17 protein-coding genes and 2 pseudogenes are annotated in these 17,533 nt (G+C 50.0%); 13 read left to right on the forward strand and 6 right to left on the reverse strand.

Translation table 11 applies throughout. From position 1 onward, the window contains the following. Window positions 1-324: 324 nt before the first annotated feature. From C8P63_RS14500 to C8P63_RS14510, 3 genes and pseudogenes are all read right to left on the reverse strand, one after another. Window positions 325-3,314: pseudogene (locus C8P63_RS14500) on the reverse strand (Tn3 family transposase). A 4-nt stretch (window positions 3,315-3,318) separates the two neighbouring features. Continuing rightward, a complete protein-coding gene (locus C8P63_RS14505) occupies window positions 3,319-3,963 on the reverse strand; it encodes a sulfite exporter TauE/SafE family protein (RefSeq protein WP_170109681.1) in 645 nt (214 codons plus the stop codon). A 29-nt stretch (window positions 3,964-3,992) separates the two neighbouring features. Then, entirely contained in the window at window positions 3,993-4,919 is a 927-nt protein-coding gene (locus C8P63_RS14510) for a tyrosine-type recombinase/integrase (protein ID WP_108025366.1), read from the reverse strand. 152 nt (window positions 4,920-5,071) lie between these two features. On the opposite strand from C8P63_RS14510, the gene C8P63_RS14515 reads away from it, so the two are divergent. The 3 genes from C8P63_RS14515 (at window position 5,072) to C8P63_RS19200 (ending at window position 7,078) form a co-directional block, all read left to right on the forward strand. After that, window positions 5,072-5,569 (forward strand): cation:proton antiporter regulatory subunit, encoded by a 498-nt coding sequence (locus tag C8P63_RS14515; protein ID WP_108025367.1) that lies wholly within the window; start codon window positions 5,072-5,074, stop codon window positions 5,567-5,569. Between the two features lie 3 nt (window positions 5,570-5,572). Continuing rightward, on the forward strand, window positions 5,573-6,769 hold the full coding sequence (locus C8P63_RS14520) for a cation:proton antiporter (protein WP_108025368.1): 1,197 nt from the start codon (window positions 5,573-5,575) through the stop codon (window positions 6,767-6,769). Between the two features lie 156 nt (window positions 6,770-6,925). Continuing rightward, complete coding sequence (locus tag C8P63_RS19200; protein WP_170109682.1) at window positions 6,926-7,078, forward strand: hypothetical protein; 153 nt, start codon at window positions 6,926-6,928, stop codon at window positions 7,076-7,078. Window positions 7,079-7,191: 113 nt separating this feature from the next. On the opposite strand, the gene C8P63_RS14525 is transcribed toward C8P63_RS19200, so the two are convergent. The 3 genes from C8P63_RS14525 to C8P63_RS14535 are packed head-to-tail and all read right to left on the reverse strand — an operon-like array spanning window position 7,192 to window position 8,396. Continuing rightward, the gene (locus C8P63_RS14525; RefSeq protein ID WP_108025369.1) at window positions 7,192-8,004 is read right to left on the reverse strand and encodes a YitT family protein; all 813 of its coding nucleotides are present in this window, start codon (window positions 8,002-8,004) and stop codon (window positions 7,192-7,194) included. Further along, entirely contained in the window at window positions 7,934-8,194 is a 261-nt protein-coding gene (locus tag C8P63_RS14530; RefSeq protein WP_108025370.1) for a YnfA family protein, read from the reverse strand. Before C8P63_RS14530 ends, C8P63_RS14525 begins: the two co-directional genes overlap by 71 nt. 10 nt (window positions 8,195-8,204) lie before the next feature. After that, window positions 8,205-8,396: an AbrB/MazE/SpoVT family DNA-binding domain-containing protein gene (locus C8P63_RS14535; protein ID WP_108025371.1), complete on the reverse strand. Its 192-nt coding sequence runs from the start codon at window positions 8,394-8,396 to the stop codon at window positions 8,205-8,207. Window positions 8,397-9,166: 770 nt separating this feature from the next. Between C8P63_RS14535 and C8P63_RS14540 the strand changes: the two genes are divergently transcribed. From C8P63_RS14540 to C8P63_RS18825, 10 genes and pseudogenes are all read left to right on the forward strand, one after another. Beyond that, window positions 9,167-9,394, forward strand: coding sequence for a sulfurtransferase TusA family protein (locus tag C8P63_RS14540; RefSeq protein ID WP_108025372.1), 228 nt, complete (start codon window positions 9,167-9,169; stop codon window positions 9,392-9,394). A 12-nt stretch (window positions 9,395-9,406) separates the two neighbouring features. Next, window positions 9,407-9,892 carry a DsrE/DsrF/DrsH-like family protein gene (locus C8P63_RS14545; RefSeq protein WP_108025373.1) on the forward strand — a complete coding sequence of 162 codons (486 nt, stop codon included), beginning with the start codon at window positions 9,407-9,409 and terminating at the stop codon, window positions 9,890-9,892. 56 nt (window positions 9,893-9,948) lie between these two features. After that, entirely contained in the window at window positions 9,949-10,218 is a 270-nt protein-coding gene (locus tag C8P63_RS14550; protein WP_108025374.1) for a metal-sensitive transcriptional regulator, read from the forward strand. Between the two features lie 166 nt (window positions 10,219-10,384). Continuing rightward, complete coding sequence (locus C8P63_RS14555) at window positions 10,385-10,954, forward strand: sulfurtransferase TusA family protein (protein WP_108025375.1); 570 nt, start codon at window positions 10,385-10,387, stop codon at window positions 10,952-10,954. A gap of 37 nt (window positions 10,955-10,991) precedes the next feature. Continuing rightward, window positions 10,992-12,128 carry an MBL fold metallo-hydrolase gene (locus tag C8P63_RS14560; RefSeq protein ID WP_108025376.1) on the forward strand — a complete coding sequence of 379 codons (1,137 nt, stop codon included), beginning with the start codon at window positions 10,992-10,994 and terminating at the stop codon, window positions 12,126-12,128. 72 nt (window positions 12,129-12,200) lie between these two features. Next, on the forward strand, window positions 12,201-12,998 hold the full coding sequence (locus C8P63_RS14565) for a sulfite exporter TauE/SafE family protein (RefSeq protein ID WP_108025377.1): 798 nt from the start codon (window positions 12,201-12,203) through the stop codon (window positions 12,996-12,998). Between the two features lie 1,220 nt (window positions 12,999-14,218). Then, a complete protein-coding gene (locus C8P63_RS14570; RefSeq protein WP_211308289.1) occupies window positions 14,219-14,518 on the forward strand; it encodes a cupin domain-containing protein in 300 nt (99 codons plus the stop codon). Window positions 14,519-15,353: 835 nt separating this feature from the next. Continuing rightward, window positions 15,354-16,451, forward strand: coding sequence for a YheC/YheD family endospore coat-associated protein (locus C8P63_RS14580; protein ID WP_170109683.1), 1,098 nt, complete (start codon window positions 15,354-15,356; stop codon window positions 16,449-16,451). Next, on the forward strand, window positions 16,451-17,230 hold the full coding sequence (locus C8P63_RS20095) for a HipA family kinase (RefSeq protein ID WP_108025381.1): 780 nt from the start codon (window positions 16,451-16,453) through the stop codon (window positions 17,228-17,230). The genes C8P63_RS14580 and C8P63_RS20095 overlap by 1 nt, the downstream gene beginning before the upstream one ends. Window positions 17,231-17,240: 10 nt before the next feature. Then, a pseudogene (locus C8P63_RS18825) lies at window positions 17,241-17,367 on the forward strand (Tn3 family transposase); the annotation flags it as partial. Between the last annotated feature and the right edge of the window lie 166 nt (window positions 17,368-17,533).

The following is a 17,533-nucleotide window of genomic DNA, read 5'->3' on the forward strand; positions in this document are numbered from 1 at the left end:
CACCTCCGTAGAGCCAAAGTATACCGAAGTCAGCATAGGGGTTACCCCATCCTTGTCTTTGGAGTACATGGGGTTAGTCCGAGATACGTGTAATATATACCGTTAGACTGATTATTTGTTCCAAATGTAAAATAATTGAATTTTATCCATTTGTACCGGAGTTTCTAGGGAAGAAAAACTTCAGGTTGAAGGGTATTCGGAGGAGGGTTTATGGCCTGTACAGACCAAATTAGAGGGATATATGGAGATGATTTGATGGGAGGGATACCAAAGTGGTATCCCTCCCATCTCTTATTCCATCCCATCACCATAGACGAAGCCGAGCTATACCGACACCTCGAGGGGGAGACTTTCCGGAAAGATCAATTCCGGCTCTGGCGGTTCCGGGGCATTGTCCATATCGATGATATAGTCCCCGAAACGCTTGATATGACTGGTCATGTAGGGGCTTAGGGCGGCCACGGATTCGCTATCAAATCCGTAACCCTCCTTAGTCAACTCCCGCAACGCGGCGGTAAGATCCACGACGTTCTGAAAGATAACTGCGTTGGCCACCAGATCGTTGTACTTGATTGCCTTTTCCTGCTCTTCGGGATCGTTGTCGGCAATGACGCTCTCACCGCCAAAAAAGAGCCATTTGGAAAAGCCGTTATATGCTTCTGCCTTGTTCGTCGTGGCTGTGATTTGTTGGCGCAGTTCCAAATCGGAAATGTACTCGAGAAGAAACACGGTCCGGACCACCCGGCCCAACTCCCGGAACGCCTTGTATAACCGGTTCTTTCGGCTGTAGTTACTGAGTTTGCGAAGCAGCGTGGCGGAGGAGATTTTCCCGGCCTTGATAGAGAGTACGACCCGAAGGAGGTCTTTCCAATGCGTCTCAATGAGTTTCCAATCGATCGTTTCGGTAAACAATCCGTCAATATGTCGGTATCGAACATCCTCAAAGGGACGGAAAAACGTCCGATGCTTCAGGTTGCGGATCCGCGGCATTAGCTTAATCCCCAGCAGATGGGCCAATGCGAACACCGGCGTGGATTGCCCCTGGGTGTCGGCATGAACCGTATCCGGCTGGATATCGGACTCGTTTTTCAACAGGCCTTCGATGATGTAGACCGCCTCCCACACACCGCAAGGAATGAAGTGACTGAACAGGGCGATGTAGTTATCCGACACATGGTGGTAGGCGATTCCGCCATATCCCCCGTAGCGAATGTGGTATTCGGCCAACAAGTTTTCCTCGTAGATGTCGTACTTGGTCCCGTCGGCGGCCGCCGTCTTGCCGCTTCCCCACAGTTGGGGAAGATCGAACCGGTAATATTCATTGATAACGTCCTTGATTGCTTGATCCAGCTTCTTTGCCGTGATGTGGCGTTGGTTCACGAATGAAAGCATCTTGGGAGTGACCAGTCCCCGCATGTGACGGGCAGCCTGGGCAGGTCCCAAGTTGCAACCGTAGGTGAAGGTATTGAGGATGTATCGTTCCGTCGGTTTTTCCAGCTTGGGATCGGAGCCGGACAGTGGTCCAAAATGACGGGTCCATCGGACCCAGTGCTCCACGTTGCACAAGATATCGAGGATGCTTCGCTCCGGCATCCGTTCGAGGATGAGTTGTTCCAAGTGCTTCTGGTCAGCTGTGGGATCTTTTGCCCGGACCTTTTTCAACTCGGGTTCGCCTTTTTCATTGATCACCACCACATCGCCGCAGTCGGGATACTTACGGTCTACGGCCTGGCAGGTGCCGTTCATCCAGTCTTGTAAATGTTGGATAAACTCCCGTCCCGATTCGGGAAAGTCCATCTCATCCAGGTAGTCGGGTAGCAGAGGGGAGCATTCTTCCCAAGAAAGCAGTTGTTCCCGGTAATCGGCGAAATCATCAGAATCCTGGATGCAGACATCTCCGGTTTTCAGTTCCGTCGCTAGGCAGGAAAAGACACACACTTCCAGTTGTCGGCGAGCAATCTCATAGCCGCCGACGCGCTTTTTGACCCGGATGATCCTCTGCCATGCCTCTGGGGCGAACGATAGGTCCACCTCGTCCGGCAGCCAATCGCCTCGAAGGTTCCGGTGTTCTTTCACAAACTCCAAAGCCTGGATGAGTCGGCGATCCTCCGATGTAGAATCAAGGCGGAGTGCATCAATCACACGGAACAAAACCGAACGATGACTGTTCCTTCGAAAGAACTTCAGGATCAGGGGAAGGTAGTTGTTACCGTGGCAAGAAGCGACGGCTTCACAGTCGTTGAGGAGATCGGAGATGCCCCCGTGGGCGGCGAGAGTCGCTTTCACAAGGCGGCCTGCTTCCGCGTCCTGGGGATCATCCTGTAAGGATTGCAGCACTTCCGTCAAGGTTGAAACCAGGGATTCCGTCCGCTCCCGGTGTTGCTCCCTCACTCGCTCCAATTCCTCTTTGCCGGCCTTATGGAGGCTTGCCATCCGTTTAATGAACAGTGTCCCGAGGTGATCCCGTGTCTTTGCTTGCCCCCGATGCATCAGACAGAGGAGAAGGGTGATTCGCTTTTCCCGTGAAAAATCTTTCATTTCCGAGCATCCAAAGCTTTAGCCTGGGCAGCAAAATGATTCACCTTCGCCGGCGGGATCCCTTCCAGGTATGATCCTGCATCGCCGAAGGTGATCAACCAGGCCAAGTGATCTAACCGTTCCCGGATCTCTGATAGTTTGGGTTTCTTGGGTAGGTTTTTTAACCGGTTATAGTCACTAAAATGGGATTCCCCCCGTTCCAGCAGCTCCTCCAGCCGATGGATCTCCCGGTCATTTAGACGTTGGATCACCTGTTCAAAAAAACCGTCGTTGACTGTTTTGCGGATATGTCGGGCCATCCGGTCCAAGGTGCTGAAGGCGGGCAGTTCAAAGGATTGTCGAATCAGCTCCGCAATAGCCACGTTAATTAGGTCTGCCGGATGGTCCATCACTTGGGCCGCCTTTTGCACCGCTGCCAGAGCGATGCGTTGTGCTTCCTTCCCATAGGATTGGATTCCTCGGAATTTGCGGATGGCTGCCTGATGTTCATAACGGTTGCGGGGTTTATCATACCCAGGCACTGTGTCGGACTTGAGATTCATCCAAGACCGAATATGATCGACAATCGGGTTGGGTACCTCTTCCAGATTGGGGAAATAACCCAGACGCTGCGAGGTCTTCAACAGAATCATGGCGTTGAGAAGATTCTGGGTTCCGCGGGCGATGCTGTACACAAAGCGGGCTTCGTCCTCCGTCGGTGTGTAGACCCGTTCCAGCTCTTTCTCGGTGTACGAGCGCTTGAGCCGAGGATAAGCGGTGCGTTCAATCGATGACAACCGTTCATTCCCCCCTCATGGAGTGATTTAACCAACTGGAGGCGGGTTGATTAGTAAACATCATTTTTAAACCGGCATTGATTAACACCACGGCGAGTAATCGACGAATCCCAATGCCCCCAACCCGACGGGTTCCCAGCCGTGTACCGATGATGCCACCGATCAGGGCGGCAACGGCAAAAAAGACAATTTCCCCCGGAATGTGCTGAACGCTAGATACGTGTCCTAATAGTCCGGAAACGGAGTTGACCAAAATAAAGGCAGCCGAGATCCCGGATGTTTTTTTGGCGTCGGCCCATCCTGTGAACAGAAGGAGAGGAGATAAAAAGATCCCGCCGCCGACCCCTGTCAGACCGGATAGGAAACCAATCCCCGTCCCGGAGAGATACGCCAAAGGAAGCGGTGCTTTTTTGAGCTCATTCTCTACCGTTTGTTTGTAACGCAACAAACGAAAAGCGGAGAAGAGTAGAACCAGCCCCACCAACACCTTATATAGGGAAGTGGAGACCGTTAGGAATCCTCCAAAAAACGCAAACGGAATCGAGCCCAAAGCAAGGGGCCAAAAAGTGGACCAGGAGAAAAAACCGGCGCGATAGAACGCAGCTACGAGGATGAATATTGAAAGTACCAGAATATCGGTGAGATCCATGATCTTCCTACTTTCTCCACCAGGGTGGGTTATTGCCATGCGATCTTTTCCACTTCCGCCTGGAGATCGGAACGGGTCGCCTGAACGTAAATCATGGTGGTGTCCAGGCTGTCGTGCCCCATGATCTGGGCCAACCGGTGCAGCGGGGTCCGCTCGGCCATGACGTAACCGAACCGGTGCCGGAGATCGTGGGCACTCAACCCTTCCAACCCAGCCAGGCGCATGTATTTTTGGATCAGGTGACGAAGGGCCCGCTCTCCCAGGCGCCCGCCGGTTTTTTCCGAACGAAACAGATAATCGTCACCCTGGGTGTCCTGCGTTGCCAAATATTCCTCCAACGCAGTTCGAATGGTGACATTGAGCGGGACCTCCCGCTGTTTGTTCCGTTTTCCGGAACGAACCATGAGGCGGCCGCTTCGTTTGCCGAGGACCACGTCCCGACACCGGAGGTCGCAGACCTCCATGGTCCGCAAACCCGTGTGCAGCATGAGCAGAATGATCGTCCGCTCCCGGATGGTTCCATGACGTTGCACCGCCGCTACCAAGACCGCCTCCTCCTGATCCGTCATCTGCCGCGGACTGGTTTTTTCCGCTGCGACCAGTTTGACCGGCTGGGCAGGATTTAAAGGAACTACTCCTCGTTTAACGGCCCATTCAAAATAGCGCTTGATCGTGATCAACCGTCGGTTGATGGTGGCCGGCTTGAAGGAACGAACGGTTTGCATGTACTCCCGATAACGAATCAGCGTCGGCGTGGTGATTTCCGACGGGTGAAAAACTTGCTCCTCCTCCTGGTAATTGTTCCACCCAGTTTCGACCCAAACGGCAAAGTGACGTAAATCGCTGGCGTAATCACGGAGCGTTTTGGGGTTAAGGTCTTCATGGGTGGCCAAATCATCGATGAAACGATGAATCCACTCTTCGGCCCGATCGGAAACCGTGGGAGATCGACTCAAACCGATTCCCTCCTTTGGAATTTGACTTACATTATCGGACATGATATTGTTAGCTTATCCGAAACATTATCGGACATCAAGAACCAGTTTTCGGCGGAATTATAGCCGCTAATACTATTTAGCGGACATGAATATAAGGAGGAGGCCCACTCATGGCTGATATTCGCGAGATCGATTTACCCGGAATCGGTCGTAAATTTCAAATCCATACCAACGAAGGCGAGAAACTGGTCCTCGTCATTCATGATGAGGATGGTAAAAGGGAGCTTTTTCATTTTGATTCCGATGACCCGGACGAAAGCATTTCGATGGTGACACTCAACGACTTGGAGGCCCGCCAGGTCGCCGGGATCTTGGGCGGCATGAGTTATAAACCCAAGGAGTTGGAAACGGCCGAGGTGACCTTGGATCAATTGCACATTGAGTGGTACAAAATCAAGCGAAACTCCCCGTACATAGGCAAGACCATCGGAGAATTGAAAATCCGTCAATTAACCGGAGCCACCATCATTGCCGTCATAGAAAAAAACCGGAAGCAAACCATTACTCCAGGTGCGGATCATGTGCTTCAAGCAGACGCCACCCTGGTCGTGGCCGGTGAGAAAAAAAACATCAAGGCTTTCAAACAGATCCTTCAGGGGAGCGAATGATCGGTGGACGAGCACATCCTCTTTGAATTGGGGGTTGCCATCGCTCTTGTCGCCGCAGCTGGACTGATTGCTTACAAACTCCGGTTTTCAGTCGTCCCCTTTTACATTATCGTGGGGATGCTGGTGGGGCCCCATGCTCCCCAACTGGGTCCGGTGGATCTGCGTTTTATTCAAAGCGATGATTTGATCATGATTATGGGGCAGATGGGGGTTGTTTTCCTCCTGTTCTACCTCGGCCTGGAGTTTTCCGTCGATCGACTCCAGAAAGCCGGTCGGTCGATTCTCGTGGCGGGAAGTATTTACCTTGCGATCAACTTCTCTTTGGGTCTACTGTTCGGATGGATCGGAGGCTTCTCATTCAAAGAGATTTTGGTAGTCGCCGGGATTACCACCATCTCCTCCAGTGCCATCGTAGCCAAGGTATTGATGGACCTCAAACGAGCTGGTAATCCGGAAACAGAGTTAATCTTGGGCACTACCCTGTTTGAAGATGTGTTCCTCGCCGTCTATCTTTCGATCCTCTCCGGTTTAATCTTAAGCGGGGCAACCTCCTTTGGCGGAGTCCTTCTGTCTGCTCTTCTCGCTTTAGGATACATGCTGTTGATCCTTTTCATCGGTCGGAAAGCCGTGCCGCTCCTCAATCGAGCGTTGAATATCACATCCAATGAAGTGTTTATTCTCGTGATTTTTGCTCTGTTGCTCCTGATTGCAGGGTTTTCGGAAACCATTCATGTCGCTGCAGCTATCGGGGCGCTTCTTGTCGGCCTCATCATTGCGGAGACGGAGCATATGAAGCGAATCGAGAAAATGATCCTCCCGTTTCGTGATTTCTTCGGAGCGCTGTTCTTTTTCAGCTTTGGCCTGTCCATCGATCCCACGACCTTGGGTGATGCTCTCTGGTTGTCCTTAGGTGCCGTCCTGGTTACTTTGATAGGCGCTAATGTAGCTGGATTGTTGGCTGGGCGAAGTGCTGAACTGTCATCGAAGGCATCGACGAACATCGGATTGACACTGATGGCCCGAGGGGAATTCTCGATCATTGTGGCCAATCTGGGCAGTGCGGGTGGATTATCCTCCATTTTACAACCGTTCACCGCCCTTTATGTGCTGATCATGGCCATGTTAACGCCAATACTCGCTAAAGAATCCAAACGAATCTATCAGGGGATCCGTAAGATTTCCGGTGTAGGGAAACGGTGAAAATAATTCTTCCTGGGGTACTGCCGGGAATTTAGATAAAGTGTGAAAAGATCGGAGGATCCCCTCCGATCTCTATTTGAAGACTTGCTCCTACCTGTGGCGGCAAAGGCAATGGTAAGATAAAAAAGAATCAGTCTGGAGAGGAGTAACGATGGAATGGTACATAAAAAAGTCAAACGTCCAAAAAAAGAAGCCGCTCTTCCTTTTGAAGCGGTATTAGCCCGGGATCTGAGAAAAATTGTATGGTGGTCGATGATTTCCTTCGGTACTGCGGGAATCGCTTATTTATTGGTGGAATTTTTTCGTTAAACCCCAATGCAGAAACCTTCTTTTCAGGGATCTAAGAAGGTTTCTTGCTTTTTCTTCCTGTCCATTAAGAGTAAGAGACTTCTGGAAATGGAAGGAGTTTTTCCTTTGCTGCCTTAATGGATATCCCGCTTCTTGAAGCGCCCCCCCTTGACATCGTGGATATTCCCAATAGCCAAAAAGGCACCCGGATCCATTTCTTCCACGATCGATTTCAGCTTGGATTCCTCCAAGCGGGTGACAACACAGAAAATGACTTTTTTGTCTTCTCCGGTATATGCCCCTTCCCCTTTCAGATAGGTGACTCCCCGACCCAAGCGGTGTAACAGAGCGTCCCCAATCTCTTCATGTTTGTCACTGATGATCCAGACCGACTTCGTTTCATCAAACCCTTCAATGGTGAGATCGATCATTTTAAACGCGATGAAATAAGCGATCAACGAGTACATGGCACGGTCCCAACCAAAGACGAAACCGGCACTCCCCAGAATAAACACGTTGATAAACATGACGATTTCACCCACAGAAAAGGGGAGTCGTTTGTTGAACAGAATGGCGAGGATCTCCGTTCCGTCCAAGGATCCTCCATAACGGATAACCATTCCAACTCCGATGCCCAGGATGACCCCGCCAAAGACCGTGGCCAGCAATGGGTCATCGGTTAGCGGATCCACCGGATGGAGAAGAAAGGTTCCAATCGAGAGAACCAAAACCCCAAACAACGTGGAGAGGGCGAAGGTCTTTCCGATCTGCTTGTAACCGATAAAGAAAAAGGGAAGGTTGAGGAAAAACAGAAACAGTCCCAACGGGAGGCGGCTTAAATGGGAAAAGATGATCGAGAGACCGACAATCCCCCCGTCAATCACTTGATTGGGAACGAGAAAGATTTCCAAGCCAACGGCCACCAGGATCTCTCCCAGCAAGATCATGATCGTTCGTTTCAACACGTTGCTTTTGGTTAGCTTTTAGGGTGGCAATGACTCCATACAGGAACAGAACAAATCCCCCCATGAGTCCCCAAACTGCCGGCTTTCCTTCCCGTAGCCACAACCAGATGAGATAACCTCCTCCAATCTCGGCAAGCCCTGCAAGGAGAAATAATCCAATCGCTTTCAGCATGGTTTTCCCCTTATTCCGGCTTTTGTTTGTCCTTTAGCTTTTGAATCTCATGAAAGGGAATCAGGCCCGCCTTGGTGACGTAAACCCGACCATCCTCGATTTGATAGGTGATATAATCCCCCTCACGAACTTCCAGAAGGTCTTGGACCTGTTTCGGTAAGGTTACCTGATTTTTCGAACTGATGCGGTAGACGTGGTACATAAACCCACTCCTTAAAGGGATTCCTGATTTCTTACTTTCTTACTATATTATATTACAAAATCTATTTGAAAGTACTCTAATAGATAGAGGCTCGGAAGGATTCCCCCCGAGCTTCCGCGTTTACAGTTATAAATTGCTGGCCGTAAACCAAAAAGCCGCTTCCTATAGTCAGAAAAGCGACTTTTCAAATAATACCATTTGAAACCGTATATTTTACACGTATCTCGGACGAACCCCACGTAGAGAAAGGATCGCTTCACGATCATCATGAAATCAAAATCAATGTCCGATAAAGCCGAACCCCCTGTCAATACAGGGGGTTTTTCCAATCGAACTCCGAGAAGCGTTGTGAAAAAGTGAGCGGCAGCATTTACCCAAAGCCGCTCCGGCTGCACTCACAGAGCATAAGTCTCGCCTGGGTCGCTTACGCTCCCCGGTCTCGCTATGCTGTCCTGCAGAGATGGTGGAACTGTCCGCTCCGAATCATCCTGCTGCGGGCAGGGGCAAACGCCTTCGGATGCAACACAGAGAAGCTTTTGCCCCTGAACACCCTTGCAGGCTGATTCTCCGCTGGGCAGGACAGCAAAGTCGCTATTTTGGGTAAACGCTTCCCCTTTTCTCGAAACGAACATGAAATCACAACGTTTCGAGCGAAAGTAAGAATCCCTTGACACCCATATACCTATGGGGGTATATTAGATACAGTCGTTTTGTTTTTGTTATATTATTTTACCCTTGCCTGTATAGGTATTTAAAGGAGGTTTTTTTAAATGAAAACGGACGTGGTCGTGGACGCAAAAGGCTTGGCTTGTCCGATGCCCTTGGTTCGGGCCAAAAAAGAGATGGACCGGCTGAATTCCGGAGAAGTGATGAAACTCATCTCCACCGATCCGGGTTCGGTTAATGATTTCGCGAGTTGGGCGAAACGTGCCAACCACGAGATCCTGGATCAACAAGAAGAAGACGGAGTTTACACCTTTTACGTGAAAAAAGGATGAGGAGGGTTTGAAATGGCGGAAGAACAAAACAATACGACCATGGTGGTGTTCAGCGGGGATCTGGACAAAGCGATCGCCAGTTTTATCATTGCCAACGGGGCAGCCGCCATGGGTGACAAAGTCACCATGTTCTTTACGTTTTGGGGGCTGAATATTCTCCGGAAAGAGAATGTTCAAACCCCGAAAAAGAAAGCCTTCATGGAAAAAATGTTCGGTAAGATGATGCCCCAAGGCCCCGACAAACTGGGTCTGTCCAAGATGAACATGGGGGGCATGGGGGCCAAAATGATGAAGAAAGTGATGAAAGAGAAAAACATCTCCACTCTGCCCGAGTTGATGGAGATGGCCAAAGGCCTGGGTGTCAACATCGTGGCCTGCACCATGTCCATGGATGTACTGGGCATCGACAAAGACGAACTGATCGACGGCATCGATTACGGAGGCGTGGCCACGTACCTGGGCGAAGCTTACGATGCCAAAGTCAACCTGTTCATCTGACCCAAAAGAGCCCGGGGGGAACTCCGGCTCTTTTTTCACGGAAGGAGGGAAACCCCATGCAATATGATTCCAATGTGCAAAACCGGTTGCGCCGTGCACAGGGCCAATTGGCCGGAGTCCTTCGCATGATGGACGACGGAAAAGAGTGCAAAGAAGTCATTTCCCAACTGTCCGCCATCCGAAAAGCGGTGGACCGGACCATGGCACTTCTGGTTGCTTCCAATCTGCAGCAATGCCTGACGGAGGAACGGACGAAAAAACCGGAGGGCGGCAATCCCGAAAAAGTTATGGAGGAAGCGGTTCGGCTATTGGTCAACAGCCGTTAAAGAGCAGAGTGGTTATTGATATCATATACCCTATGGGGTATAATGAGAGCCAACGGTCATTCTTTTTATTTTTTGATTCTCTTTATACCCATGGGGGTATATAATCAAGGATGAACCCATTCACCGAAAAGAGGGGCATCCCACAAAACAAGGAGGAGACTGGAACATGTCCCAAATCCGAGCGGATCGCAATCTGGATTGCAAAGGTCTGGCCTGTCCGATGCCGATTGTAAGAGCTCGCAAAGCCATTCAGGAACTGAAGCCCGGCCAGGTTCTTCATGTGGAGGCCACCGACCAAGGATCCCTTGCCGACCTGAAGAGCTGGGCGGAACGCACCGGACACCAATACCTGGGATCCCGGGAAGAGGATGGGGTGCTTCATCACTTCCTGCGCAAAGCCTCCGAAAGGGAGGAGAGGGAAGAGAAGCAACACCCCCATGTCATCCGGCCGGAGGAAGTGGAGCAAAGGCTGAACGGGGAGATCCAACTGGTGGATGTCCGTGAACCGATGGAATACGCCTTCGGTCACATTCCGGGAGCCCTTTCCATCCCCCTCGGGGAACTGGAGGAGCGGATTGAGGAGCTGGACCCCCGGCGGGAAACCTGGGTCATCTGCCGGACCGGAACCCGCAGCGACACCGCTTGCCAAATCCTCGCGGGGAAAGGCTTTGAAAAGGTGAAGAATGTGGTTCCCGGCATGAAGGATTGGCAGGGCGAGACTCAAACCGATCTTTAAAAATCGGTTCATTCATTTTTGAAAGGAGGATCCATCCATGGCAGTGCAAAACCTGACGGTGGAAGCGTTGCGCGACAAGCTGAACCGGGGGGAGTCCCTGTTCATTCTGGATGTCCGCAACGAATCCGATTATGACGACTGGAAAATCGAAGGTCCTACCGTCCACTCGATCAATATCCCATACTTTGAATTTCTGGACGACGAAGATGTGGCCGATGAGCGTTTGCCTGACGAGACCGACATTGTGACGGTATGTGCCAAAGGAGGCTCCTCCCAATACGTGGCGGAGATCCTCGACGGAAAGGGTTACAACGTGTATTCCCTGGAAGGCGGAATGAAAGCCTGGAGCCAAGTGTACAACGATACGTTGGTTTTTGAAGACGACAACATGAAACTGTTCCAAGTCAACCGGATGGCCAAAGGCTGCCTGTCTTATCTGATCGTCACCGGGGACGAGGCAGCCGTGGTGGACCCGGGCCGGCACACGGCGTTCTATATCCGGCTGGCCGAGCGGGAAGGGGCCCGGATTCGTCACGTGATGGACACCCACCTGCATGCCGATCATATCTCCGGAGGGCCCGGACTGGCGGAAGAAACCGGCGCCACTTATTACATCGCGTCTGAAGAAGTGCAAGGGGCCGGGTACACCTTCGCTCCCTTGGAAAAAGAAGAGCATATCCACTTCGGGCAAGTGGATATCAAAGTGCTGGCCCTGCCGACCCCGGGACATACCCCGGGAAGCACCTCTTTCGTGGTGAACGACCGGTTCCTGCTCTCCGGTGACACCCTCTTCGTCAGCGGCCTGGGTCGTCCGGATCTGGGCGGAAAAGCCCGGGAATGGGCGGAACTGTTGTATGATACGGTTTTTCATAAGCTCTCGGACCTCCAAGACCAGACCCTTGTGCTTCCGGCCCACTACGCGGATATGGAAGAGATGGACGAAAACGGGATCGTGGGTGCTTCTCTCGGGGAGATCCGGGAGAACAACCGTGCGATGCAAACGAAGGGAAAAGAAGTGTTCACGGAACTGATTGCGGGTGCTGCCTCCACTGACACGCCGCCCAACTTTGAAAAAATTACAGCCATCAACCGCGGGAAACAAACCCCGGACGAAGAGGAAGCCACGGAATTGGAAATCGGACCCAATCGTTGTGCGGTCCATCACCACGGATAAAGGGATTCAGTTCCCGCAGACTTCAAAACGGGGGAGTGGATCCCCCTCTTTTTTTGAAAGGGGTGTTCTCCCATGGATCCGGCACTCATCATGATTCTGCTGGCCATTGGTTTTGTTGGATCTTTTTTCTCCGGCATGCTGGGAATCGGGGGCTCCATTATCAAGTACCCGATGTTGTTGTACATTCCGGCTTTTTTCGGGGCGGCGCACTACACGGCCCAGGAAGTGTCGGCTCTGGCCATGGTGCAGGTTTTGTTCGCTACGTTGGGCGGGGTGATTTCCTATAAGAAAAGCAAACTGATCCATGGACGCCTGGTGCTGGACATGGGGATCAGCATTGTGCTCGGAAGTCTTTTGGGAGGATACGGATCCAAGTTCCTTCCCGACGACATCATTCATGTGATTTACGGTTTGCTGGCCGCTGTCGCCGCCGTGATGATGTTCCTCCCGAAACGAAAAAGGGAAGGGGGCGGGGAAGAAAAAAATGTTCAAACGGCCAATCTCCGTTATCATCGTCCCGCCGCCATCCTGTCCGCTTTCCTTGTTGGAATCCTGTCCGGGATTGTCGGTGCGGGAGGCGCTTTCATCCTGATCCCGATCATGATCTCCGTGCTTCAGATCCCGATGCGGACCACCATCGCCAGTTCCCTTGCGATTGTCTTTCTATCCTCCATCGGAGGGACCATTGGAAAGGTGATGACCGGGCATGTACTTTGGATTCCGGCTCTTCTGCTGGTGATCGGAAGTCTGCTCGGAGCACCGGCGGGAGCAGCCGTCGGAAAGAAAGCGAATGTCCACTACTTGCAATATGCGTTGGCCATTCTGATCCTGGCCACGTCGATCCAAGTATGGTGGAAGATCCTGATATAAAGGCAAACACAACCCGAATCTTCCGGGTTGTGTTTTTAGTGTGCCCGGCATGGGGGACGTTTTCCAGGGCGAAAGTTTTGAACGGCGAAAGTTTTGAACGGCGAAGGTATTCGATACCCCCGGAATGATATGAGTATTCAAATTATTACAAAAGGCGTGAGTAAACCGGCTTAAATCTGTATTAAGGAAAAAACACCAAAAAACAGGACGAGAGAAAACGGCCGAAATGAAACATCATCGGTCAGTTGAAGGAACGGATATTCAGCCTTAAATCTCATTTCTCAAAATATCTCAAAACCTAAATTAACTCAATATGATGAGATATAGAAAGCCGAAAATCATCCGATTTTGCCTCCCTGCCTCTTTCTCTGTATATAACGTTACAAAAGAATCATTTTGTGAGGTTATATGCGTGTTTTTGGAATAAAAAGGGAGGCTCCGGGGCGTTAATCCCCTCGCACATAAATAGAATTCCTGGTTTAAGAATCGGCATCCAGAGGCTCAGCGTGTCCGAGCCATCCAACCATCTCATTGCAGTCCGCTGATCACAAAAAGAAACGGTCCTTCTTTCATGGCGAAGGAGCTTTGCGATGGAGTGATGTAATCATTCGTGGGTAAAAGGAGACTGAGTGCCTACTCCATCTTTCAGGTATCATTGAGGCAACCCTTGTTTCATAAAAGTCACGGGGCCGCGCCCCATTCATTGTCCGTAATTGCCGCAATCGTAAGGAACGGAATCAGGATGCCCTTACTTTTTTGACGCACCTTTATAAGCATAACGACCCCAAAACGATAAGGAATCCTGGTACCCTGGACCCCTCGGGAAAAAATAAAAGGCCCTTAAAACGGAAATTTGAGGGCCTATTTTATGGAAATTGATTTGATTTTCTTTTTCATTGAATCCTCCTTCTCCCGTTTCCCCTTTTCGCCCAACATTAGCCTGGGGATCTCTTCCGGTTCGATACTCAACTTGGGGTAAAACCAGCAACGTTACGATATGAAGCCAAGTACGCGTGGAGGGGGATTTGGATCCAGAAAGATACCTTAAAAGGCGTGCCCACCGTGGCGGTGACTGGGCAGAAGACTCCATAAATTCCAACTTATCCCCACGCTAACTGTATATATCGCAGTCTGTATCTCGAACTAACCCCTATAGAGGTGATATAACAAAAATGCAAAAGAAGAATCTAAACACACCCGATAAGGTGGAGGTCTACGGCTTGATCAAGAAGGAAAATGTGTTTCTTGATGGTGTCGAGGTCCACCGTGTCACCTTCGAGAAAGGGGCGAAATGGTCCAACGATTTGAAGCCGTATGCCGGGACGGAGAGTTGTATGTTCCCTCATGTTGCCTACGTGCAGTCGGGTCGTCTAAAAGTCGTCATGGATGACGGCTCTGAGGAAGAGTTCGGTTCAGGCGACATCATGATGTTACCGCCAGGTCACGATGCGTGGACGGTCGGCGACGAGGCGTGTGTCTTCATCGAGTTCTCGGCTGGAACGAACTACTACACGGACTAACCACCTTGACCCGATTCACGCTATAAATCAAAAAGCGAAAATGAAATGAGGGAGTACAGTAAACAAGCCCAGCGATTCCGCTGGGCTTTCATTTTCCGACACAATGACCCCGTAACTGAAATCAATGCTAGGTACCCCCTTGAAAACAAATATCACCCAATGATTCCCAGCTCCATAAACTGGTTCTTTTGCTACGCTGGAATTAGGTGAATGAAATGTATACTCCTCCCATGTTAGCGCGGAAGATTGACCATCCTTTTGATGATGAACGATATATCGCCGAACCGAAGATGGACTCGGTGTTTTCCCGGATCCGGTACGTCGAGGGAAACGGGATCGGGCTTTTTCGGATCACCGGCGAAGCAGAGTTAGAAGGAATCGTGATGAAACGGAAAGACTCCCTGTATCACCTGGGGAAACGCTCGTGGGCGTGGCAAAAGGTGATCCATTGGCATCAGGGGGGGGAGAGGGAGCATTGCTTCCGTTTACCGCAAAGTAGATACCATTTATTTGAAATCAGACCTTGAGGGCCTTTATTTATCAAATAGTGCCGTAAAACCCCTGGCTTTAGCCATAGGGATACAAGGCGCGTTGGACGAGGGAGGGCTGAAGCCCATACGCCAAGTCCGACATTGTTTCAATGCCCTTCTGATCAAAAATCCAATAAAGCCATCTGGGATATCCAGGTGGCTTATTGCTCTATAGAAAGCGAATTACGTTGTCCGCTCCGCTCGGAAATCGCTTATTCATTTTAACGCTTCAACACCAGTCTATACCCCACCTGGATTTTAAGCATATGTTGTTCTATGAGTGAAGAAAGGGGGGGCCGGTTCTGTTGCGTAATCAACCTAAGATCGGGATTTTATTGGGAACATCTTTACTGCGCAAAGTCATCAGGGGAGAGCCGACCTACGAGAAAGCACGTATTTATTATGAATATGGGGTTAAGAACGGTGTGCTTCCGATTCTTTTTGATCATAGAGGGTTGGATTTAAAGAAACGACAAGTTAGAGGTTTTGTTTGGAACCCGTCCGTACAACGCTATGTTTTAACTGTTTGCTCCCTTCCCCGCGTCGTACATAAGCGGGTTCTGATCCGTTCCCCAAAACTTAAGGCTCTTTCCCGGCTGTTGGGCAGGCGATTGTTTAATCCCGATATTAACCGAAATAAATGGAGGATTCACCATTTGCTGAACCGAAACCCGTGTCTTCAACCCCATCTCCCGGCTACTCTGAGACTCATTGCTTCTACTCAAGGCCTGAAACTGCTTGAACGTTATCCCATCGTCTTTATTAAACCGGCGATCGGATCACTCGGGAGGAGGATTTCCCAAATCCAATCAACCGGGGATCATCATTATATATTCCGCCCCTATAAAGGGAAAAAACGTTTACTTTCCAAGATTCAACTGAAACGGGCACTAGCGGAACAACACTTAATCAACCGTCATTTTTTAATTCAACAAGGGATCTCATTGGCGAAATACCACGGATCTCCTTTTGACTTGCGGGTATCCGTTCAAAAAGGGAGAAAAGGCGAGTGGCAAATTAGCGGTGAAACGGCCAAGGTAGCACAGGGAAAGAGAAATTTGACGAATCTGTCGCAAAGCGGGAAGGCCGTTCCGGCACCCACCGTTTTGTCTCACGCTTTTCCGAAAAGAAACCCTCAGATCATTCTTCAAAAGGTCAGGCGATTAGCTTTAGAGGTATGCCGAACTTTGGAGAAAACGTATCCAGCTTTTGCTGATGCGGGGCTGGACATCGGGGTCGATCAACAAGGCCATCCTTGGTTAATCGAGGTAAATTTTCGCGATTTGCGATACTCTTTTCACTCTGCCGGAGAATATGCGATGTTTAAAAACACTTACTATAACCCCATGCGGTACGCAAAATATCTACTATCTCAAAGCGTTGAGATAGGTGATTTGAAATAATGAGGGAAATACAACCGGTCAGGCATATCCAAAGAATTCCAAGGGGGAGTTCCCGACCCCAATTGATACTTTTCAGCGATGGTCGCAAGTATATAGTCAAATTTAAAAACAACGCCCAGGGAACCAGAGCGCTTGTCAACGAGTACGTTGCAGGGCGATTGGCCCGATTGCTTAACCTTCCGGTGCCCCCTTTTCAAATTGTATATATACCACAAACGTTTGTCAGGGCGAACCCGATCTTATCCCAATACAACTTCGCACCTGGCCATCAATTCGCAAGCGAATTCATGCACAATTGTACACTTAATCCAGATAAACGCCGCCTCCCGGTCAGAGCGAACATCATAAACGGTGGACAATTGGCCGGGATTATGGTGTTTGATCAATGGGTTAATAACATTGACCGGAAGATAAGAAATGTTCTTTTTAAAAAAACTTCCCGTCAGGGCCGCTATAAGATCTATATGATTGATCATGGTCACAGTTTTTCTTGTCATAGTTTTCGAAATAGACTTAATAGACTTAATTGCAATTGGACACCACATACACTGAGATACCTGCCACAGAAACTCAAACCGAACGCCTTTTATCAATGGTGTCTGAATCAGCTTCGCAGTCCGGATGAGCTGTTACGGTTCGTAAAAAGAATTGAGCAGTTGCCGGATCAGCAAATATATAAAGTGATTTCATCCATCCCGAAAGATTGGAACGTTTCCCAGGTGGAAAAAAATTCATTATACGCTTATCTTATAAAGGCTAAAAAAATGCTCCGGATTTGATCTACGGTAGCAGACCACGGCCACCACGAACAAGGTGGAAGCTTACAATGGCTTTTCCAAATGGCTCTTTTTTCGGCGGCGAGGGCATTATCTCGGATAACGATCCGGAAGAGCAAGAGAAGATGATTAAGTATAACGGGGTACCGCCAACAATTTATAAAAAGTGTACGCAAGGAAAGTACCTCCTGTTAGCATACGGGGTGTCAAAGCCTTGACCCCTCAATAACAAGGAGGTACTCACATGAAGTATAAGCAAAATCGAAAACTGGAGCAAATCACGGAATCGACGCTCATTGTTGGTGC

Source organism: Melghirimyces profundicolus, assembly GCF_003054245.1.
Classification (GTDB): Bacteria; Bacillota; Bacilli; order Thermoactinomycetales; family DSM-45169; genus Melghirimyces; species Melghirimyces profundicolus.